The 25280-nt window shown below is 71.5% G+C and carries 20 protein-coding genes; 13 read left to right on the top strand and 7 right to left on the bottom strand.

Translation table 11 applies throughout. From position 1 onward, the window contains the following. Nucleotides 1–15 precede the first annotated feature (15 nt). On the bottom strand, nt 16–846 hold the full coding sequence (locus FJ657_RS14900; protein WP_141164487.1) for an HAD family hydrolase: 831 nt from the start codon (nt 844–846) through the stop codon (nt 16–18). A gap of 79 nt (nt 847–925) precedes the next feature. Continuing rightward, nucleotides 926–1873: a DUF7973 family transport facilitator gene (locus FJ657_RS14895; RefSeq protein ID WP_141164486.1), complete on the bottom strand. Its 948-nt coding sequence runs from the start codon at nt 1871–1873 to the stop codon at nt 926–928. A 258-nt stretch (nt 1874–2131) separates the two neighbouring features. Here FJ657_RS14895 and FJ657_RS14890 point away from each other — a divergent pair, with 258 nt between their 5' ends. After that, a complete protein-coding gene (locus FJ657_RS14890) occupies nt 2132–3631 on the top strand; it encodes an FGGY family carbohydrate kinase (protein WP_141164485.1) in 1500 nt (499 codons plus the stop codon). Nucleotides 3632–3744: 113 nt separating this feature from the next. Then, entirely contained in the window at nt 3745–5235 is a 1491-nt protein-coding gene (locus FJ657_RS14885) for an FGGY family carbohydrate kinase (protein ID WP_141164484.1), read from the top strand. Here FJ657_RS14885 and FJ657_RS14880 read toward each other — a convergent pair. Next, the gene (locus FJ657_RS14880) at nt 5193–6275 is read right to left on the bottom strand and encodes a zinc-binding dehydrogenase (protein WP_181408999.1); all 1083 of its coding nucleotides are present in this window, start codon (nt 6273–6275) and stop codon (nt 5193–5195) included. The two genes, FJ657_RS14885 and FJ657_RS14880, sit on opposite strands and share 43 nt — an antisense overlap. 127 nt (nt 6276–6402) lie before the next feature. On the opposite strand from FJ657_RS14880, the gene FJ657_RS14875 reads away from it, so the two are divergent. The 5 genes from FJ657_RS14875 (at nt 6403) to FJ657_RS14855 (ending at nt 12019) form a co-directional block, all read left to right on the top strand. Next, nucleotides 6403–7959: an FGGY-family carbohydrate kinase gene (locus FJ657_RS14875; RefSeq protein WP_141164482.1), complete on the top strand. Its 1557-nt coding sequence runs from the start codon at nt 6403–6405 to the stop codon at nt 7957–7959. Then, nucleotides 7959–8798, top strand: a complete 840-nt coding sequence (locus FJ657_RS14870) for an HAD-IIA family hydrolase (protein ID WP_141164481.1) — start codon at nt 7959–7961, stop codon at nt 8796–8798. The genes FJ657_RS14875 and FJ657_RS14870 overlap by 1 nt, the downstream gene beginning before the upstream one ends. Further along, the gene (locus FJ657_RS14865; protein ID WP_181408998.1) at nt 8795–10207 is read left to right on the top strand and encodes an iron-containing alcohol dehydrogenase; all 1413 of its coding nucleotides are present in this window, start codon (nt 8795–8797) and stop codon (nt 10205–10207) included. The genes FJ657_RS14870 and FJ657_RS14865 overlap by 4 nt, the downstream gene beginning before the upstream one ends. 136 nt (nt 10208–10343) lie before the next feature. Continuing rightward, nucleotides 10344–11222, top strand: a complete 879-nt coding sequence (locus FJ657_RS14860; RefSeq protein WP_141164479.1) for a class II fructose-bisphosphate aldolase — start codon at nt 10344–10346, stop codon at nt 11220–11222. Further along, nucleotides 11219–12019: an HAD-IA family hydrolase gene (locus FJ657_RS14855; RefSeq protein WP_141164478.1), complete on the top strand. Its 801-nt coding sequence runs from the start codon at nt 11219–11221 to the stop codon at nt 12017–12019. The genes FJ657_RS14860 and FJ657_RS14855 overlap by 4 nt, the downstream gene beginning before the upstream one ends. A 95-nt stretch (nt 12020–12114) precedes the next feature. Here the strand turns inward: FJ657_RS14855 and FJ657_RS14850 are convergent, their stop codons facing one another. Then, complete coding sequence (locus FJ657_RS14850; RefSeq protein WP_141164477.1) at nt 12115–12849, bottom strand: GntR family transcriptional regulator; 735 nt, start codon at nt 12847–12849, stop codon at nt 12115–12117. Nucleotides 12850–13048: 199 nt separating this feature from the next. Here FJ657_RS14850 and FJ657_RS14845 point away from each other — a divergent pair, with 199 nt between their 5' ends. Beyond that, complete coding sequence (locus FJ657_RS14845) at nt 13049–15223, top strand: alpha-ketoacid dehydrogenase subunit alpha/beta (RefSeq protein WP_141164476.1); 2175 nt, start codon at nt 13049–13051, stop codon at nt 15221–15223. Between the two features lie 27 nt (nt 15224–15250). Next, nucleotides 15251–16636, top strand: a complete 1386-nt coding sequence (locus FJ657_RS14840) for a dihydrolipoamide acetyltransferase family protein (RefSeq protein WP_141164475.1) — start codon at nt 15251–15253, stop codon at nt 16634–16636. A 100-nt stretch (nt 16637–16736) separates the two neighbouring features. On the opposite strand, the gene FJ657_RS17520 is transcribed toward FJ657_RS14840, so the two are convergent. After that, nucleotides 16737–17333 carry a TetR/AcrR family transcriptional regulator gene (locus FJ657_RS17520; protein ID WP_141164474.1) on the bottom strand — a complete coding sequence of 199 codons (597 nt, stop codon included), beginning with the start codon at nt 17331–17333 and terminating at the stop codon, nt 16737–16739. Nucleotides 17334–17441: 108 nt separating this feature from the next. On the opposite strand from FJ657_RS17520, the gene FJ657_RS14830 reads away from it, so the two are divergent. Together FJ657_RS14830 and FJ657_RS14825 are read left to right on the top strand one after the other, a co-directional pair. Then, a complete protein-coding gene (locus tag FJ657_RS14830) occupies nt 17442–18464 on the top strand; it encodes an aldo/keto reductase (protein WP_141164473.1) in 1023 nt (340 codons plus the stop codon). A gap of 246 nt (nt 18465–18710) precedes the next feature. After that, nucleotides 18711–19568 carry a glycoside hydrolase family 16 protein gene (locus tag FJ657_RS14825; protein WP_255447362.1) on the top strand — a complete coding sequence of 286 codons (858 nt, stop codon included), beginning with the start codon at nt 18711–18713 and terminating at the stop codon, nt 19566–19568. Here the strand turns inward: FJ657_RS14825 and FJ657_RS14820 are convergent. After that, on the bottom strand, nt 19565–21463 hold the full coding sequence (locus FJ657_RS14820; RefSeq protein WP_141164472.1) for an amidase: 1899 nt from the start codon (nt 21461–21463) through the stop codon (nt 19565–19567). The two genes, FJ657_RS14825 and FJ657_RS14820, sit on opposite strands and share 4 nt — an antisense overlap. Before the next feature lie 4 nt (nt 21464–21467). Continuing rightward, nucleotides 21468–22541 carry an agmatine deiminase family protein gene (locus FJ657_RS14815; RefSeq protein WP_141164471.1) on the bottom strand — a complete coding sequence of 358 codons (1074 nt, stop codon included), beginning with the start codon at nt 22539–22541 and terminating at the stop codon, nt 21468–21470. A gap of 124 nt (nt 22542–22665) precedes the next feature. On the opposite strand from FJ657_RS14815, the gene FJ657_RS14810 reads away from it, so the two are divergent. Then, nucleotides 22666–23373: a TetR/AcrR family transcriptional regulator gene (locus FJ657_RS14810; protein WP_141164470.1), complete on the top strand. Its 708-nt coding sequence runs from the start codon at nt 22666–22668 to the stop codon at nt 23371–23373. After that, complete coding sequence (locus FJ657_RS14805; RefSeq protein WP_141164469.1) at nt 23370–24773, top strand: pyridoxal phosphate-dependent decarboxylase family protein; 1404 nt, start codon at nt 23370–23372, stop codon at nt 24771–24773. Before FJ657_RS14810 ends, FJ657_RS14805 begins: the two co-directional genes overlap by 4 nt. The last annotated feature ends 507 nt before the right edge of the window (nt 24774–25280 follow it).

The following is a 25280-nucleotide window of genomic DNA, read 5'->3' as shown; positions in this document are numbered from 1 at the left end:
GCGGGGCCGACCGGGTCAGTGTCGCGCGCGGGCTTCGGCGATGCGCTGGGCCGTGAGCTCGAGCGCTTCGGCGGCGCCGTCCTCGGCGTGGTGTCCGGTGCGCCAGCGCGCCACGTCGACGACCTCGGGTCGGGCGTTGCCCATCGCGACCGGATGCCCGATGCGGCTCAGCCACACGACGTCGTTGCCGCCGTCGCCGAGCCCGAGCACGTCCTGCGGGTCGACATCGAAGCGCTCGAGCAGCACCTGCAGGGCGGCCCACTTGTTGGCGGCCGGGTCGACGAACTCGTAGAAGACGTCCATCGACCGGGTTCCGCCCGGCGCGACCGCGTCGATGCGGGCGCTCGCCGCATCCAGCCGGTCGGCCGGGCCGAAGAGCATGATCTTCGCGATGCCCTCGCGGTCGAAGCTCGCCGGGTCGCCGATGAGGATGTCGTCTTCGCCGAGCTCGTGCAGCTGCTTCTTCACGGGTCCGTCGGCGTCGACGAAGATCTCGTCGGTCGTCCACCAGGTGAGCTCGAGGTCGAGCTCGGCGGCGAGGTCGGCGACCCGGCCGACCTGCTCGGGGTCCATGAGCGCGACCCGCACGTTCTCGCCGGTGACCGTGTCGAACATGACCGAGCCGTTGTTGGCGGCCACGGTCGCCTCGAGACCGACCTCGCGGGCGACGGCGAGGGTGTTCGGCTTCGAGCGGCCGGTGAGCAGCACGACGGGGATGCCCAGGTCGACCAGCGAGCGGATCGCGGCGGCGGTCCGGTCGCTGACCGAGTGATCGCCTCCGGCGATCGTGCCGTCGACGTCGAGGGCGACGAGACGGACGCGGTCGAGTCCTTCGGCGTTCAGCATGCGGGCATCCCCATCGTGTGCGTTGCTCCTTGCGGGTGGTGCGGGTGGTGCGGTGGTGCTGTGGTTCGTGCGGTGCTGCTCAGCTCGTGGCGGCGAAGACCGAGCCGAGCGCCAGCACGAGGGTGCTGACCGGCCAGATCGCCGCAGCCGGCGGATCGATGTGCGTGTCGCCGTGGGCCAGCCACAGGCGGGAGAAGAACTCCGCTGCCCAGGCTCCCAGAACGCCGGCGACCATGCCGATGATCATGGCGATCGCCGGGTCGCCGACGATCGGCAGGAAGGTGACGGCGGCGAGACCGGCGGGCAGCGTGATGTGGTGCGTGACCGGGACGGGCAGGCCCATCGCCAGGAAGGTCAGCGAGACCGCGGAGATGCCGAAGATGAAGACCTGCGCGTTGCCGGCGAGCTGAGGCAGGGCCTGCAGCAGCGACAGCGAGACGAAGGCGGCCAGCAGGCCGACGAAGATGCCGAGCACCGTGTTCGGCACGAAGCGCTCTTGGCCCTCGATCCAGCGGCCCTCGTCGGTGGGCGAGTAGGCGGCCCAGCCGGAGGATCCGCTGCCGTTCTTCGCGAACAGGCCCTTCTTGCCGAAGACGAGACGCACGACGAGGGCCGAGATGACGACGGTCACGGCGACCGAGTCGGTGTGCGAGCCGAACCACGGGATGATCGCGATCAGCTTCTGCACGAAGTAGCCGCCGACGCCGAAGATCGCGCCGATCGCGAGCACGTCGGGGCTGGCCCACTTCGCGAGCGGCGTGACGATGTCCTTGCCGACCATGTCGATCCGCGCCTTGCGGGCCGCGTAGGCGGCCGCCGCGACGCCGCCGGCGAAGGCGATGTGCGGTCCGAAGGCCGGGCCGAAGGCGATGTCGCCCAGCACGCTCGACTTCGGGTCGGCGATCAGAGCGACGACCCCGGCCAGCACCATGAACCCGGTGAAGATGAAGGCTTGAAGGGCGCCGATCGCGGCGCCGAAGAACCCGCCGCCGGCGGCGGCGAGGATACCGATGAGACTGATCTCCATTGAAGAACTCCTGAAACATCACGTCGTTGTGGTGCCGTTGCCGGACGGGTGACCGGCGGCGCAGAGCAGGCCCGCGGCGGGGAGCCGGGGCCGATTGCGAGGGAGCCTAGCCTCGCTTGGTTGTACTCAGCAATACTTGCCTATACAGGCACACTCGCCCTACGGTGTGCTCAGCACTCCCCGCGGGGTCGACGACGACCCCGCCAGCCCGACTGGAATCGACGACGATTCCGCCTCAACCACGACGAAGTGAGAGACATGGTCAGCTACATCCTCGGAATCGACGAGGGAACCACGAGCGCCCGAGCCTTCGTGATCGACGAGAACACCGATGTGAAGGGCTTCGCGCAGGCCGAGCTCACGCAGATCTACCCGCGCAACGGCTGGATCGAGCACGACCCGATGCAGATCCTCAACGTGCAGCTCGAGGTCATCCGCGCCGCGCTCCGCGACGCCGGCATCGAGCCGAACCAGCTCTCGGCCGCCGGGCTCACCAACCAGCGCGAGACCGGCATCGTCTGGGAGAAGGAAACCGGCCGCCCCATCTACAACGCCGTCGTGTGGGCCTCGCGCCACTCGGTGGATGTCGTGCAGGGCTGGGTCGACCAGGGTCTCGGCGACCTGATCCAGCAGCGCACCGGCCTCATCCCCGACGCCTACTACACGGCCTCGAAGATCCGGTGGATCCTCGACCAGGTGCCCGGAGCGCAGGCGCGGGCCGAGGCCGGCGAGCTGCTCGCCGGCACGGTCGACACCTGGCTGATCTGGAACCTCACCGGCCGCAAGTCGTTCGTCACCGACTACTCGAACGCCTCGCGCACGATGATGATGAACCTCGAGACGCTGCAGTGGGACGACGAGCTGCTCGGGCACTACGGCATCCCGAAGCGGATGCTCGCCGAGATCGTGCCCAGCGACTCGAACTTCGGCAGCCTCGAGGCGACGTTCGGCGCGGACGTGCCGATCGGCTCGAACCTCGGCGACCAGCAGGCCGGGCTCTTCGGCCAGGCGGCGTTCAAGCAGGGCCAGGTCAAGATGACCTACGGCACCGCCGGCGTGCTCAACATCAACTGCGGACCGACGCCGCAGCGCATCGAGGGACTCACCCCCAGCCTCGCCTGGGGCGTGCAGGGGCAGACCGCTTACGAGATCGAAGGCGTGCTCTTCGCGATGGGCAAGACGATGCAGTGGCTGCGCGACGACCTGCAGCTCATCCACGCCGCGCCCGACAGCGAGTGGTACGCCGGGCAGGTCGCCAGCACCGAGGGCGTGTACCTCGTGCCGGCCTTCACCGGCCTCGCGGCGCCGACCTGGGACCCGCACGCGCGTGCCGCGCTCATCGGCATGTCGAACGCGACCAACCGCCTGCACGTCATCCGCGCCGCCGTCGAGTCGATGGTCTACCAGACCCGCGACGTGGTCGAGGCGGCGCTCGCCGGCAGCGACCTCACGATCCCCGAGCTGCGCGTCGACGGCGGAGCCGTCAAGAACAACCTGCTCTGCCAGCTGCAGGCCGACCTGCTCGGCATCCCCGTCATCCGTCCCAAGAACTCCGAGGCGACGATCTTCGGCGCGATGCTGCTGGCCGGACTCTCGACCGGCGTCTACGCCAGCCTCGAGGAGCTCGAGTCGAAGTGGGCCGTCGACCGCGTCTTCGAGCCGCACATGAGCCGCGACGAGGCCGACTCGATGTACGCCGGATGGCAGGCCGCTCGTGAGCTGACGAAGGGCTGGACCAAGAAGGCCGGAGTGGCCTGACACCACGAACCGCGGGGCGGGCGCCGACACACACGGCACCCGCCCCGCGGCATGACCAGGGACGGACACCCGCGGCCTCCCCGACCGCACCCGACACGATGGAGTGACACGACATGACGCAGTACATCCTGGGCATCGACGAGGGCACGACCAGCGCCCGCGCGTTCGTCATCGACGAGAACGCGAACGTGCTCGGCTTCGGCCAGAGCGAGCTCACCCAGATCTACCCCCGCCCGGGCTGGCTCGAGCACGATCCCATGCAGATCTGGAACACCCAGCTCGAGGTCATGCGCGCCGCGCTGCGCGAAGCCGGCATCACGCCCGACCAGCTCACCGCGGTCGGCCTCACCAACCAGCGCGAGAGCGCCATGGTCTGGGAGAAGGCGACCGGCCGCCCGATCTTCAACCTCATCGTGTGGGCCTCGCGGCACTCCGACGGCATCGTGCAGCAGTGGGTCGACTCCGAATTCGGCGAGCTCATCCAGCAGCGCACCGGCCTCGTGCCCGACGCCTTCTACGCCGCCAGCAAGATCCGCTGGATCCTCGACAACGTTCCCGGCGCGCAGGAGCGGGCCGAGAAGGGCGAGCTGCTCGCCGGCACCGTCGACACCTGGCTGATCTGGAACCTCACGGGCCGCCAGTCGTTCGTGACCGAGCCGTCGAACGCCTCGCAGACCATGCTCATGAACCTCGACACGGTCGACTGGGACGACGACCTGCTGCGCGAGATGCGCATCCCGCGCCACATGCTGCCAGAGATCCTGCCCTCCGACGCCCACTTCGGCACGATCGAGGCGACGTTCGGCGCGCCCGTTCCGATCGCGGCGAACCTCGGCGACCAGCAGGCCGGTCTCTTCGGGCAGGCGGCGTTCAAGCAGGGCCAAGTCAAGATGACCTACGGCACCGCGGGCGTGCTCAACATCAACAACGGCGCCACCCCGTTCCGGCCCGAGGGGCTCACGCCGAGCGCCGCCTGGAACATCCAGGGGCAGCTCGCCTACGAGACCGAGGGCGTCGTCTACGCCATGGGCAAGACGATGCAGTGGCTGCGCGACGACCTGCAGCTCATTCACGCCGCGCCCGACAGCGAGTGGTACGCCGACCAGGTGCACGACTCCGACGGCGTCTACCTCGTGCCGGCGTTCACCGGGCTCGCGGCGCCGACCTGGGATCCGAGCGCGCGCGCCGTGATCGTGGGCATGTCGAACGCCACGAACCGCCTGCACGTCATCCGCGCGGCGCTCGAGTCGATGGTCTACCAGACCCGCGACCTGGTGGATGCGGCGGTGCAGGGCTCGAAGTTCGAGATCCCCGAGCTGCGCGTCGACGGGGGAGCGGTGAAGAACAACCTGCTGTGCCAGCTGCAGGCCGACATCCTCGGCATCCCGGTCGCCCGCCCGAAGAACTCGGAGGCGACGATCTTCGGCGCCATGCTGCTCGCGGGGCTGTCGACCGGCATCTACAAGGACCTCGACGAGCTCGAGGGCATGTGGAAGGCCGACCGTGTCTTCGAGCCGCAGATGAGCCGCGACGAGGCCGACTCGCTCTACGCCGGGTGGCGTCAGGCGCGCGAGCTGACCCGCGGCTGGGCCAAGGCCAGCTGATCGTCGGCGTCGGCGGCGATGCGGAAGACGACCTTCTCGCCGCCGCCGACGCGGCCGAGGCCCGCCTCCCACTGCTCGAGCGGGAGCACGGCGGTCACGAGCGAGCCGACATCCACCTGGCCCTCGCTCATCAGACGCAGCGCGGTGCGGTAGCTCGACGGGCGCTTTCCGCGGGAGCCGACGATCTCGAGCTCGCGGTTGATCACCAGCTCGAGATCGACCGGCGGCGCGCCGCGGAAGAAGGCGACGAGCACCAGGCGTCCGCCGCGGCGCAGCAGCTGCGCGCTCTCGTCCACGGTCTCGGGGGCGCCGCTGCACTCGAACACGGTGTGGGCGCCGAGGCCGCCGGTCAGCTCGTGGATCACGGCCGCGAGGTCCTCGCTCTCCGCGTCGACCGTCCGCGCCCCGGCCGCGGCGCCGCGGCGCAGGGCGTCGGCGTGGCGGCTGCGGCCGACGAGCACGACCGTGGCGCCGGCGGCGCGGGCGACCTGCGCGCAGAGCTGGCCGATCGCGCCGGGTCCGATCACGACGACGACCTGGCCGGCGAGAGACGGACTCTGCTCGACGACGGCGTGCACGGCGATCGCGAGGGGCTCGGTCAGCGCGCCCTCGAGCAGCCCGACCTCGTCGGGGAGGGGGTGCACGGCCCGCTGGGGCATCGCGAGCAGCTCGGCGATCGCGCCGTCGGCGGTCGTGCCGATGCCCCGCCGGTTCGGGCAGCGGTTGTACTGCTCGCCGCGGCAGTACTCGCAGCGGCCGCAGATGACGGCATCCGTCTCGACCGTCACCCGGGTGCCGATCGCGAGGTCGGCGCGGTCGACGTCGGGCGCGAGCGCGCGCACGATGCCCGAGGCCTCGTGCCCGAGGATGCGCGGCACGACGCCGAAGTCGTGCGATCCGTCGAGGGCCTGGCGATCGGTGCCGCAGATGGCGGCGAAGGCGATCTCGATGAGCACCTGACCCGGCTGCAGTGCGGGCTCCGCCACGTCCTGAACGCCCACGGCGCCGGGGGAGGAGTCGTGCTTCACGAGTGCTCGCATGGGTTCGCCCTTCATCGCGCGGAGGAAACTTCTCTAGCCCTCTTCCCCAGAGTACATACCTGTATATAGTTGTCTCCACTGTCGCGGGTTCCCGACCCGCGCGACCTCAACGGAGAGGAATTCGCACGTGACCGCATACATCCTCGGTATCGACGCCGGCACTTCGGTTCTGAAGGCCGCCGTGTTCGACGAGGCCGGCAATGAGTTGAGCCGCGGGGCTCGCAACGTGCCGATCACCAACCCCCAGCCGCACCTCGCCGAAGAGAACATGGACGAGGTCTGGCAGGCCGCCGCGGCGGCCATCCGCGACGCGCTCACCAACGGACCGGTGCGCGCCGAGCAGATCGTCGCCATCTCGGTCACCGGCCAGGGCGACGGCAGCTGGCTCGTCGACGCCCGCACCGGCAAGCCCCGCGGCCCCGCCATCCTCTGGACCGACGGCCGCGCCGGCGAGATCATCGACGACTGGTACGCGAACGGCACCGTCTCGAGCCAGTTCGGCATCTCGGGCACCGGCCCCTACGCCGGCACCGCCTCGGCGCTGCTGCGCTGGCGCGCCCTCAACCAGCCCGAGCTCGTCGACGGCGCCGTGAACCTCTGGTGCAAGGACTGGATCGAGTTCAACCTCACCGGCGACCTCTCCACCGACCCCTCCGACGCGAGCCTCTCGGGCATCGACGTCGCGAAGCGCGCCTGGTCGGATGACGTCAACAGGATCTGGGGGATCGACGGCATCGCCTCGGTGCTGCCCGAGATCCGCAAGCCCACCGACCTCTCCGGCACGATCACCAAGGCCGCGGCCGGCGTGACCGGCCTCAAGGAGGGCACCCCGGTCTACAAGGGCCAGATGGACATCACGGCCTCGTCGCTCGGCGTCGGCGTCGCCCGCTCCGGCGACAGCATGGCCGTCATCGGCACGGCCGGCATCGTCACGGTCTGCACCGACGACCTCTCGGCAGGCTACCTGCCCGACGACGTGGGCTGGATGATCCCGCACGGCCCCGACACCTGGATCCGCGCCATGGGCATGAACTCGTGCACGCCGAACCTCGACTGGTACCTGCGCGAGTTCGGCGCCCCGTTCCGTGAGGAGGCCGAGGCCGCCAACTCCGCGAACGTGTTCGACCACCTCGACCAGCGCGTGCTCAAGACCCCGGTCGGCTCGCGCGGCGTGATCTTCCACGGCTACCTCGCCCCCGGCGGCGAGCGGGCGCCCTTCGTGCGTCCCAGCGCCCGCGGCTCCTTCAGCGGCATCTCGGGCACGCACGACCGCGCCGACCTGCTGCGCGCGGTCTACGAGGGCGTCGCCTACGGCATCCGCGACTGCCTGGATGCCATCCCGACGAATGTCGAGACGGTGCGCATGGCGGGCGGCGGCGCGAACAGCGCCGTGTGGAGCCAGATCTTCGCCGACGTGCTCGGACGCCGCATCGAGGTGCCCGCCGGAACCGAGTTCGGCGCGAAGGGCGCGGCGATCGTCGCCGGAGTCGGCGCGGGCGTCTACAACTCCTACGAGGAGGGCGCGGACGCGACCGTGCACGTCGTGCGCGAGTACGAGCCCGACCTGAAGAAGACCGCCCTCTACGACGAGTTCTTCGGCGTCTACCGCGACATCCGCTCGTCGATGTCGCCCGTGTGGGACCGCCTGCAGAGCGCGACCAGAGCGGCTGCCGGAGCGGCGTGATGCGGGAGTTCGATTCGTACGTCTTCGATCTCGACGGCACGATCTACCTGGGTGAGGCGCTGCTGCCGGGTGCGGAGCGTCTCATCCGGGGGCTGCGCGCGGCGGGCAAGCGGGTGCTGTTCTGCAGCAACAACCCGACCAAGTCGCCCGACGACTACGCGCAGAAGCTCACCCGGCTGGGCCTGCCCACGCCGCCCGAGGAGGTCTACACGAGCCTCGTCGCGACCGTGAGCTGGATCCGCCGCACGATGCCCGACGCGGCCGTCTTCCCCATCGGGGAGGCGCCGCTGCACGACGCCCTCCGCGCTGCCGGCATCGAGATCTCGGACGACCCGGAGCGGATCGACCTCGTCGTCAGCTCCTACGATCGGACCTTCGACTACCGCAAGCTGCAGATCGCGTTCGACGCGCTGTGGTTCCACCACCGCGCCCGCCTGGTGACGACGAACCCCGACCGGTTCTGTCCGTTCCCCGGCGGGCGCGGTGAGCCCGACGCCGCGTGCATCACCGCCGCGATCACGGCGGGCACCCAGATCGAGTGCGAGGCCGTCTTCGGCAAGCCCTCGAAAGACCTGCTCGAGATCATCAGCGCCGAGACCGGGCTCGACCCGGCGACGACCGTGATGGTCGGCGATCGCCTCGCGACCGACATCATGTTCGCCCACAACACCGGCACGACGGCGGCGCTCGTGCTGACCGGCGAGACGGACGAGCGGATGCTGGCCGAGGCGCCGGTCGAGCAGCGCCCGCATCTCGTGCTCGACCGCATCGACGATCTTCTGTCGCCGCTGGGAACAGCGGGGACCCGAGTGAAGGACGGCGCAGAATGCCTGGCGTGACCGGAACCTCGCCCGCCGGCATCCACGCGCTGCCCGAGGCGGCCGAGCGGCTGTCGCGCGGCGCCATGCGGCTCGTCGTCGGCGCCGGGGTGCTCGACGGGGTCGGCGCGCTCGTCGCCGAGCTCGCACCCGGCGGGCGGGTCGCCGTGCTGACCGATCCGCCGCGCAAGGCGGTCGTGGCCGGCGACGCCGCGGCGACCGGCCGCTCCGACCGTGACGCGCTCGAGGTCGTGCTCGGCGCGCTCGCCGTTGAGAACCCGCGCTGGACCGTGCTCGTGCCCGAGGGCGCGCACGGCATCGCACTCGACGAGCCGACCCTGGCGGATGCCGTGCGGCGCTCGCAGGGTGCGGCGCTCATCCTCTCGCTCGGCTCGGGCACGATCACCGACCTCGGCAAGGCCGTCGCCCACGAGCTGGGCGTGCCGCTCGTCGCCGTGCAGACGGCGCTGTCGGTGAACGGCTTCGCCGACCCGCTCTCGGTGCTCGTGCAGGGCGGCGCCAAGCGCACCCTGCCGACGACGTGGCCGAGCGTGCTCGTGATCGACACCGAGGTGGTGGCCGCCGCGCCGTCGCGTCTCGCCCGCTCGGGCGTCGGGGATGCCGTGGCCGTCTACACGGCTCCGGCCGACTGGTACCTGGCCTGCGCGCTCGGCCTCGACAACGGCGGGTTCCACGACGAGTTCGTGCGGCCGACGATCGACGCCGCCCCGCGCATGGCCGACCCGGCCGCGAGCGAGGCGGACCGCGTCGACGGTCTGATCGAGACGCTGACGATCGGCGGGCTCGTGCTCGGCGACGCCGGTTCGACGGCCCCGCTCTCCGGCTGCGAGCACCTGTTCAGTCACGTGCTCGACATGGCCGCGATGGCCGAGGGTGTGGAGCACGACCTGCACGGCGCCCAGGTCGGCGTCGCCACGGTCGTCTCGGCCGCGCTCTGGCGGGTCGCCCTCGACGAGGTGCGCATCCTCGACGTCGACCCGGCGTCGCTGCGCGTGCCCGACGATCTGCGCGAGCGCGTGCTCGCCGCCTGGCTTCCGGTCGATCCGAGCGGTGCGCTGGGCGAGGAGTGCCTGCGCGCCGTCGAGCGCAAGTTCGAGCGCTGGCACGCGGCGCAGTGGTCGGTGTCGGGCTTCTTCGCCGATCGCGAGGAGCACCGTGCGGCGATCGAACGGCTGCTCGGCACGCCGGAGCAGGCGGTGGATGCGCTCGAGCTCTGGGGTGCGAGCACCCGCTTCGCGCTGCTGGATCCGCCCGTGCTGCCGCCCCGGGCCCGGTGGGCGCTGTCGGCGCTGCCGTTCATGCGCGATCGCATGACGCTCGCCGACCTGCTGCTGCTCGCCGGCCGCTGGAATGACGCGCTGTTCGACCGCGTGCTGACGGTCGCGGCCGAGGCGGGCGGCGGCGTGTGACGTCGGAGGACGTCGGCCGCGCTCGCCGCGCCGCGTCATCCAACTTGTCTTAAGACGTATACACTTGCTAACACTTGTACAGAACGAGATCGGGCAGAGTCGCCCGGCCGTGCCGATCACAGAAGGGGAGCCGCTCATGGCTTTCGCCAGCACCAAGCAGCTCGCGCTCGATGCGCGGGCCGGGGGATACGCCGTTCCCGCCGTCAACATCGTCGACGGCATCTCCATCGCCGCCGCCGTGCGCGCCGCGGACGCCGCCGGGTCGCCCATCATCCTGCAGACCTCGGTCAAGACCGTGAAGTACTTCGGCGCCCGCACCCTCGCCGACGCGGCCCGCGCCGCCGCCGACGAGGCCTCGGTGCCGGTCGCGCTGCACCTCGACCACTGCCCCGATCGCGCCGTCATCACCGAGGCCATCGCCCACGGCTGGTCGTCGGTGCTCTTCGACGCGAGCGACCGCGACTTCGAGACCGCCCGCGCCGAGACCGCCGAGGTCACCGCCGAGGCGCACGCCGCGGGCGTGGATGTCGAGAGCGAGATCGAGAACATCGTCGGCGTCGAAGACGGCGTCGGCAGCGACGACCCGAACGTGCACTACTACTCCGACGAGGCGCTCGTCGGCGTCGCCGCCGAGACGCAGACCGACCTCATCGCGCCGGCGCTCGGCACCGCCCACGGCCTCTACAAGGCCTCGCCGGTGCTGCTCGTCGACCGGGTGCGCTCGCTCGCCGCGCTCACCGACATCCCGATCGTGCTGCACGGCGGAACCGGGCTGTCGCCCGAGGAGTTCGCCGCGTTCATCGACGCGGGCGTGTCGAAGATCAACATCTCGACCCAGCTCAAGCTCGCCTACATGCACTCCGCGCGCGATCACCTCGCCGAGGCCGAGCGCAGCGGCAAGTGGGAGCCGGTGAAGCTCTTCGACCAGATCGGCGCCGCCGTCGGCGAGGTCATCACCGAGAACGCGACGCTGTTCCGCTCGGCCGGCAAGGCCGCTGCGGCGGTGACCGCGTGAGCGGCGACGCGCGACGCGCCCTCGTGCTCGACTGCGACGGCGTCCTCGCCGACACCGAGCTCGACGGCCACCTCGTCGCCTTCAACCGCACCTTCGACGAGCTCGGCTTCGGCTTCCAGTGGACGGCGGAGGAGTACGGCCCGCTGCTGCGCATCGGCGGCGGCAAGGAGCGGCTCAAGGCGTACCTGGCGCAGCATCCGGAGATCGACCTCGGCTCGGGCGACGAGCTGGATGCGCGCATCGCCGCCGCGCACCAGCGCAAGTCGGCGATCTACGTCGAGCTCGTCGAGGCCGGTGCTCTGCCCGGCCGCCCGGGCGTCGCCCGCCTGATCGGCGAGGCGCTCGACGCCGGCTGGCAGGTCGCGGTCGCGTCGACCTCGGCCGAGCGCAGCGTGGATGCGGTGCTCACCTCGGTCATCGGACCCGAGCGCCGTGCCCAGATCGCCGGCGTCTTCGCGGGCGACATCGTTCCCGCCAAGAAGCCCGCGCCCGACATCTACCTGCTCGCGATCGAGAAGCTCGGCCGCACCGCCGACGAGGTCGTCGTGGTCGAGGACTCGCAGTCGGGCGCCGCCGCGGCCGCCGCGGCGGGTCTCGCGCACATCGTCACCGTGAGCCACTTCACCGGCGAGGACGACTTCCCCGCCGCGACCACGGTCGTCTCGAGCCTCGGCGAGGCCGGGGTGCCGGCCGAGCTGCTCGCGGGCTACGACGCCCGCGACGGCTACCCGCTGGTCGAGCTCGAGGGCATCGAACGTCTGCTGCAGACCGCGCGCGCCGGAGCCGCCGCGCGCTGAGCCGCGCCGCATCCGCCGCGAACGCCATCGGGCGCCCGCTCCCCGGCCAGGGAGCGGGCGCCCGATTCGCGTGTGGAGCGGCCGAGCCGCCCGGATCAGTGCTCGTAGGTGAAGTGCAGTCGCACCATGTCGCCGCGGAAGTGGATGCGCGTGAACTCGAACTTCGCGCCCTTCGGCGAGGCGATGCGCTGCTCGAGCAGCAGCAGGGGCGCGTTGAGGCGCACCTCCATCTGCTTCGACAGCGTCTTCGTCGCGCTCTCGGCCTCGAGGGTCTCCGAGACCTGCGCCATGACCAGGCCGTACTCGCGCTCGAGCACGGTGCACAGCTGCTGCGAGGCGAGGTCGTGCTCGATGACCTGCGGGGCGAGCTCCTTCGGCACGTAGCTGACGTGCAGGCTGAGCGGCGTCGCATCCACTCGGCGCAGGCGGCGGATCTGGTAGACCTCGGCGCCCTCGTCGAGTCCGAGCGCCTCGGCGACGCGGGCGTCGGCCGTGACGATCTGCTCGCTGAGGATCTCGGTGCTGGTCGCGTAGCCCTGCTGCTCGAGCTGCTCGCGGATGCCCATGTAGGAGGGCGAGCGTGTGGAGATCTTCTGGTGCGAGACGAAGGTGCCCTTGCCCTGCACGCGGAAGAGGAGCCCCTCGTCCACCAGGCGGCTGAGCACCTGGCGGGCGGTCATGCGGCTGATGCCGTAGAGCTGGTTGAACTCGTTCTCGGACGGGATCTTCTGGTCGGGGACCCACTCCCCGCCCTTGATCTTGTCGCGGATGACGTCGGCGAGCTGGACGTACAGCGGCGTCGCCGAGTTGCGGTCGAGCACATCGCTCATGGCACCTCTCCCTCCCCGTGTGGCCGGCGACCTCATCGTCGTCGGCATGCACCCCCGGTGATAGGTATGCATGTATAGAGTTGTACGGTACTGTTAACGCACGCGGCGACCCCGTCGGTCCGGTCAGCATATCCAACGGATGCTCCGGACTCAGGGGCCACCACGAGCCGCGACCCGGATTCATCAAAGGCGAGGATCGATGCCCAAGACCACCGCGCTCAAGCCCGCTGCCCCGTGGGTCGAGCTGAAGACCACCAAGGCCGACTGGGACGCCGCCGACCCGGCGCTGCTGCAGACCATGCTCGTGCAGCTGCACCTCATCCGCGCGTTCGAGGAGTACGTGCTCGAGCTCGCCGGCCAGAAGCTCATCAACGGCCCCGCGCACTCGTCGATCGGCCAGGAGGGCGGCGCCGTCGGCTCGGCCCTGCCGCTCGTCAGCGCCGACCAGATCAACGGCTCGCACCGCGGCCACCACCAGTTCCTCGCCAAGGCCTTCGGCCACGTGCAGCCGGCCGGCTTCGACGCGAAGGCCGACTTCACGCCCGAGGTGCGCGACGTGCTCTACCGCGCGCTCAGCGAGATCGCCGGCCTCAAGGACGGCTACTGCGGCGGCCGCGGCGGCTCGATGCACCTGCAGTGGATCGACGCGGGCGCCATGGGCACCAACGCGATCGTCGGCGGCGCCGTGCCCTTCGCGGTCGGCTTCGGCTGGGCCGACCGCCACGCCGGCACCGACAACGTCGCCATCAGCTACTTCGGCGACGGCGCCGTCAACATCGGCTCGGTGCTCGAGAGCTTCAACCTCAGCTCCGCCTGGGACGTGCCGGTCTCGTTCTTCATCGAGAACAACCAGTACGCCGTCTCCACCAACGTGAACGAGGCCACCGGCGAAGCCCGCCTCTCCGGCCGCGGACTCGGCTTCGGCATCCCGAGCTGGCGCGTCGACGGTCAGGACACGCTCGCCGTCTACCTCGCGACGCAGCAGGCCGTCGAGCACATGCGCGCCGGCGGCGGCCCGACCATCATCGAGGCCGACACCTACCGCTACTTCCACCAGAACGGTCCCTTCCCCGGGAGCGCCTTCGGCTACCGCACGAAGGAAGAGGAGCAGTCGTGGCGCGACCGCGACCCGATCCTGCTCGTCGAGTCGCACCTCGTGCGCCGCGGCATCCTCACCGCCGACGAGGCGAAGGAGCTGCGCACCCGGGTCAAGAGCACCATGGCCGAGATCGGCGACCGCGTCGTCGAGGCCGACCCGAACGGCAAGCCCGGCTCGCTGCGCATCCGCACCGAGCTCTGGCCCGACACCTCGCGCATCAACGAGGGCATCCGCGGCGACATCCCGTCGTTCGAGGGCCTCACGGTCAAGAACGCGAGCGACTTCGCCGAGAGCGAGCTGCGCGACGCCAAGTTCGTCGACGTGATCGCCGAGACCATGCACCGCCGCATGTCGCAGGACGACTCGATCATCACCCTCGGTGAGGACATCCACCGCCTCTCCGGCGGCTCGCGCGGTGCGACGAAGGGGCTCGCAGACGACTTCCCGGCGCGCACCCTCGGCACCCCGATCAGCGAGAACGCCTTCACCGGATTCGCCGGCGGCGTCGCGATGGACGGCCGCTACTACCCGGTCATCGAGCTCATGTACGCCGACTTCCTCTGGGTCGCGGCCGACCAGCTGTTCAACCAGATCGGCAAGGCGCGGCACATGTTCGGCGGCCAGTCGGACATGCCGCTGATCATGCGCATCAAGATCGGCACCAACACCGGCTACGGCTCGCAGCACTCGATGGACCCCGCCGGCATCCTCGCCACCTCGGTCGGCTGGCGCATCATCGCCCCCTCGACCCCGCTCGACTACGTCGGCCTGCTCAACACGGCCATGCGCCTCAAGGACCCGGTCGCCGTGCTCGAGCACGACGCCGACCTCTACAAGACCGTCGGCAAGGCGCCCATCGACCTCGACTACCTGCTGCCCTTCGGCAAGGCCGAGATCCGCCGCAGCGGATCCGAGGTGACCGTTATCAGCTACCTCTCGATGGTGCAGCGCGCGCTCGACGCCGTCGAGCAGACCGGCGTCGACGGCGAGGTCATCGACCTCCGCTGGCTCGACAAGGCGAGCGTCGACTGGGATGCCATCGGCGAGTCGATCACGAAGACCAACCGCGTCGTGATCGTCGAGCAGGGCGCCGCCGGCACCTCCTACGGCGGCTGGCTGTCGGACGAGATCCAGCGTCGCTACTTCGACTACCTCGACGCCCCCGTCACCCGCGTCAGCGGCTCCGAGTCGTCGCCCTCGATCTCGAAGGTGCTCGAAGCGGCCGCCCTGGCCTCCACCGATGACATCGTCGCGGCGATCCGCGGCATCGTCTGAGAACCCGACCGAGAGAGGAAACGACTCATGGCACGTCTGCTGCGCATGCCCGGCGTCTCGGCCGACTCCGACGAGGCCGCGCTCGAGGGCTGGCTGATCGAGAGCGGCGCCACGGTGTCGAAGGGCACCGCCGTCGCCTCGGTCGAGACCGAGAAGGCCGTCGTCGACATCGAGGTGGATGACGACGCCGTCGTGCACACCCTGCTCGTCGAGTCGGGGAGTATGGTCCCGGTCGGCGACCCCATCGCGGTGCTGCTCGCACCGGGTGAGGATGCCGCCGCCGCCGAGGAGCTCGTCGCCCAGCTCGGCGGGGGAGCGGCTGCCGCCGCGCCGGCTCCGGCGCCCGCCGCGCCGGCGCCCGCCGCACCCGAGCCCGCTGCGGCTCCCGCTGCTCCGCCGGCGGCGGTCGAGCCCGCTCCGGTCCTGGCTGCCGCTCCGGCGCCCGCTGCTGCTGCTGCTGCCGCCGCCGCTCCGGCGCCCGCCGCTGCTGCGCCTCCGACGCGTCCTGCCGGCGCGCGCATCTTCGCGAGCCCGCTCGCCCGCCGACTCGCGGTCGAGCTGGGCGTCGAGCTCAGCGCGATTGCCGGCTCCGGGCCGCAGGGGCGCGTGCTGCGCGACGACGTGAAGGCGGCCGCCGCGGCCGGAGCGTCGGCGCCGACCTCAGCTCCCGCTGCCGCGTCCGGGCCGGGCGCGCCCGCCGCATCCAGCTCGCCCGTCGCCGTCCCCGCCGGCGGCACCGCCACGCCGCACAGCAAGCTGCGCCGCGTCATCGCGAGCCGCCTGCAGGAGAGCAAGCGCAACGCCCCGCACTTCTACCTCACCCGCCACCTGCGGGTGGACGCGCTGCTCGCGCTGCGCGCCCAGGTGAACGACGGGCAGGAGACGCGCGTCTCGGTCAACGACCTCTTCGTCAAGGCCGCCGCACGCGCCCTCGTCGACGTGCCCGAGATGAACGTGATCTGGACCGACGACGCCGTCGTCGGCTTCGACACCGCCGACATCTCCGTCGCCGTCGCGAGCTCGAAGGGCCTCGTGACCCCGACCATCCGCGGCATCGAATCGCTCTCGCTCTCGGCCCTGTCGGCCCAGATCAAGGATGCGGTCGCGCGCGCCAACGAAGGCCGACTGCAGCAGTCGGAGCTCGAAGGGGGCACCCTCGCGATCAGCAACCTCGGCATGTTCGGCGTCGACGAGTTCGCCGCGATCATCAACCCGCCGCAGGCGGGCATCCTCGCCGTCGGAGCCGCACGCCGTCAGCCCGTCGTCGCCGACGACGGCGAGACGATCGTGGCCGGCACCGTCGTCACGGTGACCCTCTCGGTCGACCACCGTCCGGTGGACGGCGTCGTCGCGGCCCGGTGGCTGGACCGCTTCGCGTCGATCGTGGAGTCGCCGCTGCAGATCCTGATCTGACGATCGGGGTCGCCGGAGGGCGGCGCCGACGCTGAGTGTGGTGGCTCCAGCGTCGGCGTCGCCCTTCGTCGTGTTCTCGGGCGCTCCGTGATGGGAGAGATCAGCGAGCGGCGCCGTAGCGCAGGCCGTCGACGAGCAGGTGCACGAGACGCTCCGACTGGGCGGCGTCCTGGCCTGAGCTGAGGCGCGAGACGGCGACGAGCAGGTCCTCCGGCTCTGTGCCCGACCGGATCTCGCCCGCCGCCTCGGCGCTGTCGAGCAGGTCGCGCAGCACCGGTCCGAGCGTGCCGAGGAAGTAGTCGGGCAGGGCGGCGTAGGCGGTGTCGCCGGAGTGCAGCGCTGCCCCGAGGCCGCGTTTGGCCGCGACGAAGCGGGTGTAGCGCACGAGCCAGGCGGCGACGGCATCGCCGGGGGAGTGCGCGGCGGCGATCGCGGGGGCGTCGGCGGCGGCCGCATCCACCTCCGTCGTGAAGACGGCCTTGACCAGGTCGGAGCGCTGCGGGAAGTGGCGGTAGATCGTGCCGACGCCGACCCCGGCGCGGGCCGCGATCTCGCGCATCGGCGCATCTACGCCGCTCTCGGCGAAGACCTCCTTCGCGGCGGCGACGACGGTCGCGAGGTTGCGCTGCGCGTCGGCGCGCGGGCGGCGCGCCGACGTCGGCGCGCTCGACGCGGACGTCGAAGGGGATGCGGACATGGGGCTCCTTGCGAAAACGGAACCACGTTCCGTATAGTTCCGGAATGCGGTTCCGGTTATCCGATGATAGCCCGCCGGATCGCATCCACTCCAGGTGAAGGAACACCCATGCAGCACCGCACCCTCGGCCGCACCGGAATCAAGGTCAGCCCCTTCGCGCTCGGCGCCATGACGCTCGGCAGCTTCGGCACCGCCGACCGCGACGAGGCGACCCGCATCATCCACCGCTCGCTCGACGCGGGCATCAACTTCGTCGACACCGCCGACATGTACGCCGACTCGGAGGAGGTCGTCGGCCTCGCGCTGAAGGGCCGCCGCGACGACGTCGTGCTCGCCACCAAGTTCCACGGCCCGATGGGCGAGGACCCGAATCGGCGCGGCAACTCGCGCCGCTGGATCATGACCGCCGTCGAGGACTCGCTGCGCAAGCTGCAGACCGACCGCATCGACCTCTACCAGGTGCACCGCCCCGATCCGAGCGTCGACATCGACGAGACCCTCTCGGCCCTCACCGACCTCGTGCGCTCGGGTAAGGTGCGCGCGATCGGCACGTCGAGCTTCCCCGCCTCGCAGATCGTCGAGGCGCAGTGGATGAGCGAGCGCCGCGGCTTCGAGCGCTTCCGCACCGAGCAGCCGACCTACTCGATCCTCAACCGCTCGATCGAGGGCGAGATCCTGCCCCTCGCCCAGAAGTACGGCATGGGCACGCTGGTCTACAGCCCGCTCGGCGGCGGCCAGCTCACCGGGCGCTACCGCAAGGGTCAGCCGATCGAGACTCACCGCTCGCAGATGCCGTTCTCGTACCTGCGCGACGAGCGCCGTCTCGACGTGATCGAGCAGCTCATCCCCGTCGCCGAGCAGGCGGGGCTCTCGCTGACGCACCTCGCGCTGGGCTTCGTGGTCGCGCACCCGGGCGTGACGAGCGCGATCATCGGACCGCGCACCGAGGCCCAGCTCGACGATCTGCTCGCCGCGAGCGAGGTGCGGCTCGACGACGCGACCCTGGATGCGATCGACGCGATCGTCGCGCCCGGCACCGACGTCACGCGCCTCGACATGAGCTACCAGGCGCCCGAGGTGCTGGATGCCGCGCTGCGGCGCCGTCCGCTCGCGGAGCGCAGCGCGGCCTGAGTTCCGGCTCGCGCTCGCGTCCTGTCGTGGAGGCCCCTGTTCGTAAAGGCTCTGAGCAAACTTTCCGCAAAGGGTTCTGAACAGGGGTTTCAACGTTTCAGGGCGCGGTAGCGGGGTGCGACTTGACCCCCGAAGTGGTTACAGTCGAACCGTCGGACGACGGAGTCCGGCTCGCGCGGCGCGGACCTCGACTGCGCACCCCGTGCGAAGACCGCGGTCTCGGGGAGAGACCGCAGGAGAGGATCGATGATGATTCGCACCACGAGATCGACGGCGATTCGGCGCCGTCGACCCGCGCTGTTCGCGATCGCGGCCGGGGTGGCCGTGCTCGCCGTCGGCGCCGCATCCGCCGTCAGCGGCACCGCCAACGCACCGAAGGCGCACGCCGAGAACCTGGTCTGGTCGCAGGACTTCGACGGTCCCGCGGGCTCGGCGCCCGACGGCAACGTCTGGAACTTCGAGACCGGTGGAGGCGGCTGGGGCAACGGCGAACTGCAGAACTACACCGACTCGCGCGCCAACTCCGAGCTCGACGGCAACGGCAATCTCGTCATCACCGCCCGCCAAGAGGGCGACGGCTCGTACACCTCCGCGCGACTCACCACCGCTGGCAAGTACCAGCCGCAGTACGGCCGGGTCGAGGCCCGCATCCAGATCCCGCGCGGCCAGGGCATCTGGCCGGCGTTCTGGATGCTCGGCGACGACATCGGCAGCGTCGGATGGCCGAACTCGGGCGAGATCGACATCATGGAGAACGTCGGCTACGAGCCGCACCGCGTGCACGGCACGATCCATGGCCCCGGCTACTCGGGCGCGGCCGGACCGACCGGCACCTACCAGCACCCGCAGGGCTGGTCGTTCGCCGATGACTTCCACACCTTCGCGGTCGACTGGGCGCCGGGACGCATCTCGTGGTCGGTCGACGGCAACGTCTACGAGACGCGGACGACCGCCGACACCAACGGCAACCCGTGGGTCTTCGACAAGCCGTTCTTCATCATCCTCAACGTCGCCGTGGGCGGGCAGTGGCCCGGCTACCCCGACGGCACGACGCAGATGCCGCAGTCGATGAAGGTCGACTACGTGCGCGTGTACTCGAACTAGTCCCCCTCGGGGAGAAGGCGCGGGGTCCTGCCGGGTTCGGTCCGGCGGGGCCCCGTCGTCGTGCCGCCCGTCGCCAGGTCGCCGGTCGCCAGGTCACCCGTCGCCTCGAAGGCGGCGGCGAGCTGCAGGAGCCGGGTGTCGTCGTAGGCGCGGCCGGCGAAGGTGAGCCCGACCGGCATGCCGATATCGGCCATCGTGCCCATCGGCACGGTCACGGTCGGGATGCCGAGGTGCCGGATCGCGAGGTTGCCGTTCGCGACCCACACGCCGTTGCGCCAGCCCAGGTCGGCGGAGGCGGCATCCACGTCCATGTCGGCGGGGCCGACGTCGCTCACCGCGGGGAACACGACCGCGTCGAGACCCTGCTCGTCGAGCCACGCCTCGAGGTCGTCGCGGCGCGTCTGCTCGAGGCCGCGCATCCCCGCCTCGAGCTCGGGGATGTCGAGGAAGCTCCGAACCTCGGGATGCTCGGCGACCCAGCCCGGGTAGTCGGCGATGTCGTCGTCGAAGCCCGTGTAGCGGTCGGGCAGCGCCCCCGCCGGCTGCGGGAAGATGCGCGCGCCGTCGACGCCGACCAGCGAGTCGAAGGCGGGGTCGCCGTTGGCCTGCAGGAAGTCGTGCCAGCCCCAGGCCGAGAGATCGACGATCTCGCGCTTCAGGTAGGCGGCGCTCACCCGGCCGGCCGTCGCGATCGTCGTCGCGCCGGGGCGGTCGCCCTCGTAGCGCGACACGACGGGGAAGTCGGTCTCGACGACCGTGGCTCCGGCGGCCTCGAGGTCGCGGCGGGCCGCCTCCCAGAGGGCGACGACGCTCGCGCGGGCCTGGATGCGCTGCCCGGTCGGGCCGCCGATGCCCGGGTTCTCGGCGGTGCCCGCGAGCGGATCCGTGCCGAGGTACATGGTCGGGATGCCGATGCGCGCCCCGGCGAGCGGGCCGGCGCCGGCGGAACTCTTCGCCTCCGTCGACGCGTTCAACGCCGGCGTCGTGCTCGCGAGCGTCGTCGCGCGCGCGACCGAGCCGAGCGCGACGTACGACGCCGGCCGCACGCTGCTGGCAGCCGGGATCGCGATCCACGGCTGCGCCCGCCACAGGTCGCCGCGCGTCTCGGGGTCGTCGGCGACGATCACGTCGAGCACCTCGAGCAGATCGGCCATCGTGCGGGTGTGCGGCACGACGACGTCCATGGTCGGCACGAGCGGCCAGTTGCCGCGCGTCGAGATCACGCCGCGCGAGGGCGTGTAGGCGCAGAGGGCGTTGTTGGATGCCGGGCCGCGCCCGCTCGACCAGGTCTCCTCGCCGAGACCGAAGGCGGCGAAGCTCGCGGCCGTCGCCGTGCCGGATCCGTTCGACGACCCGGAGGCGAAGGGGGCGGTGAGGAAGTCGGCGTTGTAGGGGCTCTCGGCGCGGCCGTAGACGCCGCGCTGCATGCCGCCGTTCGCCATCGGGGGCATGTTCGTCAGTCCGAGGCAGATCGCGCCGGCGCCGCGCAGGCGCTCGATCGTGAAGGCGTCGCGCTGGGCGACGAGGTGCTCGAAGGCGGGGCTGCCGGCCGCGGCGGTGAGGCCGCGCACGAGGTAGCTGTCCTTCGCGGTGTAGGGGATGCCGTCGAGCGGTCCGAGCGTCTCGCCCGCGGCGCGGCGCGCATCCGACGCGGTCGCGTCGGCGAGCGCCTCGGGATTGCGCACGACGACGGCGTTGAGCGCGGTCGCGGTGTCCGGCCCGTCGTAGGCGTCGATGCGGGCGAGGTAGGCGCGCACGAGCTCGACGCTCGTGACGACGCCGCTCTCGAGCGCGGCGCGCAGCTCGGCGATGCTCGTCTCGGCGACGTCGAAGGGGGCGGTCGCCGGGTCCTCGGCGGCGCGGTCCTCGGCGGGCGGCGTGGTCTGGTCGCTCATCGGCTCAGGCCCCCGCGACGGTGCCGGCACCCGAACCCGCGCCGACCGGCTCGAGCGCCGGCTGCTGCTGGGTGATGCAGTGGATGCCGCCGCCGCGCGCGAAGATCGGCCGCGCATCCACCGTCACGACCTCGCGGCCCGGGTAGGCGTCGGCGAGGATCGCGCGCGCCTCGGCATCCGACTTCTCGTCGCCGAAGCCGCAGGCGATCACGCCGCCGTTGAGCACGTAGTGGTTGACGTAGCTGAAGTCGACGATGCCCTCCTCGTCGCGGATCTGCGTCGGCGCGGGCAGGTCGATGATCTCCAGCGCGCGCCCGGCGGCGTCGCGAGCGTCGGCGAGCACCGCGCGGATCTCGCGCGAGACCTCGTGGTCGGGGTGCTCGGGGTCGCGCTGCTCGTGCAGCAGCACGCGGCCGGGGGAGGGGAAGGTCGCGACGATGTCGACGTGGCCGTTCGTGCCGAACTCGTCGTAGTCGCGGGTGAGGCCGCGCGGCAGCCAGATCGGGGTGGTCGCGCCGATCGTGCGCAGCATCTCGGCCTCGACGCGGGCCTTGTCGGCGTAGCGGTTGCGGCGCGGGTCGAGCTGCACCGTCTCGGTCAGCAGCACGGTGCCCTCGCCGTCGACGTGGATGCCGCCGCCCTCGTTCACGAGCGTCGAGCTGATGAGCTCGGCGCCGGTGCTGCTCGCGATGAGGCGGGCGATCTCGGCTGCCTTCGCCCAGTCCGACCACTCGTGGTCGCCCCAGCCGTTGAAGACCCAGTCGACCGCGCCGAGCACGCCGGGGCGCTCGGGGTCGAGCACGAAGCTGGGGCCGAAGTCGCGCATCCAGAACTCGTCGAGCGGGGCCTCGAGCAGCTCGACGCCGCTGCCGAGCAGGTCGCGGGCGCGGGCGGTCTCGCTCGGGTCGACGACCATCGTGAGCGGCTCGAACTCGGCGATCGCGCGGCCGACGGCGGTCCAGGCGGCGTAGCACTCCTCGCGCTCGGCGGCGGTGTCGCCGAGGGTCTGACCGGCGACGGGGAACGCCATCCAGCTGCGCTCGTGGGGGTGGGTCTCGGCCGGCATGCGCCAGGTCATGGGGGTCTCCTCGGCTTGCGGGCGGCGGAGGCGTCGTCGCCGTCCGCCGGACTGTCGATCCGGTGGGTCTCGGACCGGGTATTGATCAAGCGATCAATATGGGGCAGAGTACGGACGAGAGCCGATGACGTCAACACCCGCAGCACCCCGCACCCGCAAGTCGCCCGTCGAGCGCCGCGCGGAGATCGAGCGCGCCGCCCGCGAGCTCGCCCTCGAGCAGGGACTCGCCGCGCTCACCCTGCGCGCCGTGGCCGCCCGCGTCGGCGTCGCCTCCGGACTCGTCTCGCACTACATCGACGGGATGGACGAGCTCGTCGCCTCCGCCTTCGCCGTGATCGTCGCCGAAGAGCTCGACGAGGTCACCGCGCTGCTCGCCGGCGAGCCGGCGGCAGCCCGCCGCGTCGGAGCGCTCATCGACACCGTGCTCGACGGCGGACGCGACGACGTCACGCTCGTCTGGGTGCAGGGCTGGGCGCTCGGCACCGGCAACGCGGCGCTCGCCGCGGCCGTGCGCGAGCAGATGGATGCCTGGCAGGCCATGATCGCCGGCGTCATCTCCGACGGCATCGCGAAGGGGTCCTTCGACCTCGCCGCGGGGGCGTCCGGCGACGCCGACGCGGTCGCCTGGCAGCTGCTCGCCCTCATCGACGGCCTCAACGCCCACTCGCTCGTACGCTGGCAGGCGGCGCCCGACCGGCGCGCGCTCACCCTGCGCGTCGCCGCGGCGCTGCTCGGCGCCGACCCCTCAGCCCTCAGTGCCGGAGGCGACGCCGACCCGGCGTCGCGCTCCGCGCATCCTCGCTCCGACCACCACCCGGGAGAGAACCCATGACCGATCCGGCCGATCTCACGAGCACCGACCCCGCCGCGCGGATGCACGCGATCCTGCCCGAGACCGTCGACACGGTCGACGAGGTGCTCGACTACGCCCGGCGCCGCGCGCTCGGCACCGACATCCCGCTCGACAAGGCCATGACCGAGCGCGACCTCTTCCGCCTCGCCGGCCGCACGATCACGACCGACGGCATCGGTGCTCGCCGCGCGACCGCCGTGTTCGAGAACGTGCTCGCCCCCGCCTGCCTCACGACCGACCACCCCGGCTACCTCGCCTTCATCCCCTCGGCGCCGAGCAAGGCCGCCAGCGCCTTCGACGTGATCGTGTCGGCCTCGGCCGTCTACGGCGGCTCGTGGATCGAGGGCTCCGGGGCGGTGTACGCCGAGAACGAGGTGCTGCACTGGCTCGCCGCCGAGTTCGGGCTGCCCGAGGGGGCCGGCGGCGTCTTCATGCAGGGCGGAACGATCGGCAACCTCTCGGCGCTCGTCGCCGCGCGCGACGTCGTCCGCCGCCGCTTCGCCGACGAGGGCCGCGCGCGCCCCGATCGCTGGGTCGTCGTGTGCAGCAGCGAGGCGCACTCGTCGATCAAGTCCGCCGCCGAGATCATGGACGTGGATGTCGTCGGCGTGCCCACCGGCGACGACGGGCGACTGCACGGCGACGCCGTCGAAGCCGCGCTCGACGAGTTCGGCGACGCGGTCTTCGCGGTCGTCGCAACCGGCGGCACCACCAACTTCGGCATCGTCGACGACATCGCGTCGGTCGCCGCCGTCACGCGTGCTCGCGGAGTGTGGCTGCACATCGACGGCGCCTACGGCCTCGCCGCGATGCTCGTCGAGGGGATGCGCCCCGTCTTCGCCGGAGTCGAGCACGCCGACTCGCTCATCGTCGACCCGCACAAGTGGCTGTTCGCGCCGTTCGACGCGTGCGCTCTGATCTACCGCGACCCGGCGCAGGCGCTGCGTGCGCACACCCAGCACGCCGAGTACCTCGACACCCTGACCGACGCCGCCGACTGGAACCCGTCCGACCTCGGCATCCAGCTCACCCGCCGCGCCCGCGGCCTGCCGATGTGGTTCTCGCTCGCCACCCACGGCACCGAGCGCTACCGCGCGGCGATCGACCACGGCATCCGCCTCGCCCGGCGGATCGCCGACGAGATCGCGGCCCGACCGTCGCTGTCGCTCGTGCGCGACCCGCAGCTGTCGATCGTCGTCTTCCGCCGCGAGGGCTGGACCCTCGCCGACTACGACCGCTGGTCGCAGAAGCTGCTCGACGACCAGATCGGCTTCGTCGTGCCGAGCTCGCACCACGGCGAGCCGGTCGTGCGCTTCGCGATCATCAACCCGCTCACGACCTTCGACCTGCTGGTGAAGATCCTCGACACGATGGAGTGAGGGGCGGCGGCGCGGGCCCGCGGCGGCGTGCTCGGCGGCTGCGTGCGCAGCGGCGTCTCGGCGGTTGCGTCGAGCCGCATCGTGCCGCGGCGTTCTCGACGAGCCGCTTCCGTGCACGCGCTCGGCCCGAGCTCGCGGATACTGGCGAGCGGGGAAGCGGGGGCGACCGGCGGCCGTGGGGTGCGCCGTGAGCAGTATCCGCGGACGCCTGAGCGAGACGTCTCGAGTCGAAAGCGCTCGCAGGTCGCGCTTCCGGTCGCGTGTTCGACGACGGATCGTGGGGACGGAGGCGGTTCGGCGCCCGGACGCTCGGCGCCGCGGCTCGGCTCGGCTCGGACGGTCTTCGCCGGTACTGCCGAGCGAGGTGCGGATACTGCCGAGCGCGGGGTGCGTCGCCACCGGCGCTGGCGGCGGCGCGGGGCGCCAGTATCCGCGGTATGGGCCGACCCCGACCCCGACCCCGACCCTGACCCTGACCCCGACCCCGATCGCCGTCGACCGTGTCGA

This window comes from Schumannella soli (genome assembly GCF_006517435.1).
Lineage (GTDB): Bacteria > Actinomycetota > Actinomycetes > Actinomycetales > Microbacteriaceae > Schumannella > Schumannella soli.
Note: the sequence above shows the minus strand (reverse complement) of the source record. Positions and strands in the feature narration are given on the sequence as shown.

Bases quoted from the DNA above. Each gene is read 5' to 3' on its own strand.
- FJ657_RS14850 (WP_141164477.1), bottom strand. From the start codon at position 12,849: ATGAGCGATGTGCTCGACCGCAACTCGGCGACGCCGCTGTACGTCCAG.
- FJ657_RS14885 (WP_141164484.1), top strand. From the start codon at position 3,745: ATGACGCAGTACATCCTGGGCATCGACGAGGGCACGACCAGCGCCCGC.
- FJ657_RS14825 (WP_255447362.1), top strand. From the start codon at position 18,711: ATGATGATTCGCACCACGAGATCGACGGCGATTCGGCGCCGTCGACCC.
- FJ657_RS14840 (WP_141164475.1), top strand. From the start codon at position 15,251: ATGGCACGTCTGCTGCGCATGCCCGGCGTCTCGGCCGACTCCGACGAG.
- FJ657_RS17520 (WP_141164474.1), bottom strand. From the start codon at position 17,333: ATGTCCGCATCCCCTTCGACGTCCGCGTCGAGCGCGCCGACGTCGGCG.
- FJ657_RS14805 (WP_141164469.1), top strand. From the start codon at position 23,370: ATGACCGATCCGGCCGATCTCACGAGCACCGACCCCGCCGCGCGGATG.
- FJ657_RS14870 (WP_141164481.1), top strand. From the start codon at position 7,959: ATGCGGGAGTTCGATTCGTACGTCTTCGATCTCGACGGCACGATCTAC.
- FJ657_RS14815 (WP_141164471.1), bottom strand. From the start codon at position 22,541: ATGACCTGGCGCATGCCGGCCGAGACCCACCCCCACGAGCGCAGCTGG.
- FJ657_RS14845 (WP_141164476.1), top strand. From the start codon at position 13,049: ATGCCCAAGACCACCGCGCTCAAGCCCGCTGCCCCGTGGGTCGAGCTG.
- FJ657_RS14900 (WP_141164487.1), bottom strand. From the start codon at position 846: ATGCTGAACGCCGAAGGACTCGACCGCGTCCGTCTCGTCGCCCTCGAC.
- FJ657_RS14880 (WP_181408999.1), bottom strand. From the start codon at position 6,275: ATGCGAGCACTCGTGAAGCACGACTCCTCCCCCGGCGCCGTGGGCGTT.
- FJ657_RS14810 (WP_141164470.1), top strand. From the start codon at position 22,666: ATGACGTCAACACCCGCAGCACCCCGCACCCGCAAGTCGCCCGTCGAG.
- FJ657_RS14895 (WP_141164486.1), bottom strand. From the start codon at position 1,873: ATGGAGATCAGTCTCATCGGTATCCTCGCCGCCGCCGGCGGCGGGTTC.
- FJ657_RS14820 (WP_141164472.1), bottom strand. From the start codon at position 21,463: ATGAGCGACCAGACCACGCCGCCCGCCGAGGACCGCGCCGCCGAGGAC.
- FJ657_RS14860 (WP_141164479.1), top strand. From the start codon at position 10,344: ATGGCTTTCGCCAGCACCAAGCAGCTCGCGCTCGATGCGCGGGCCGGG.
- FJ657_RS14890 (WP_141164485.1), top strand. From the start codon at position 2,132: ATGGTCAGCTACATCCTCGGAATCGACGAGGGAACCACGAGCGCCCGA.
- FJ657_RS14830 (WP_141164473.1), top strand. From the start codon at position 17,442: ATGCAGCACCGCACCCTCGGCCGCACCGGAATCAAGGTCAGCCCCTTC.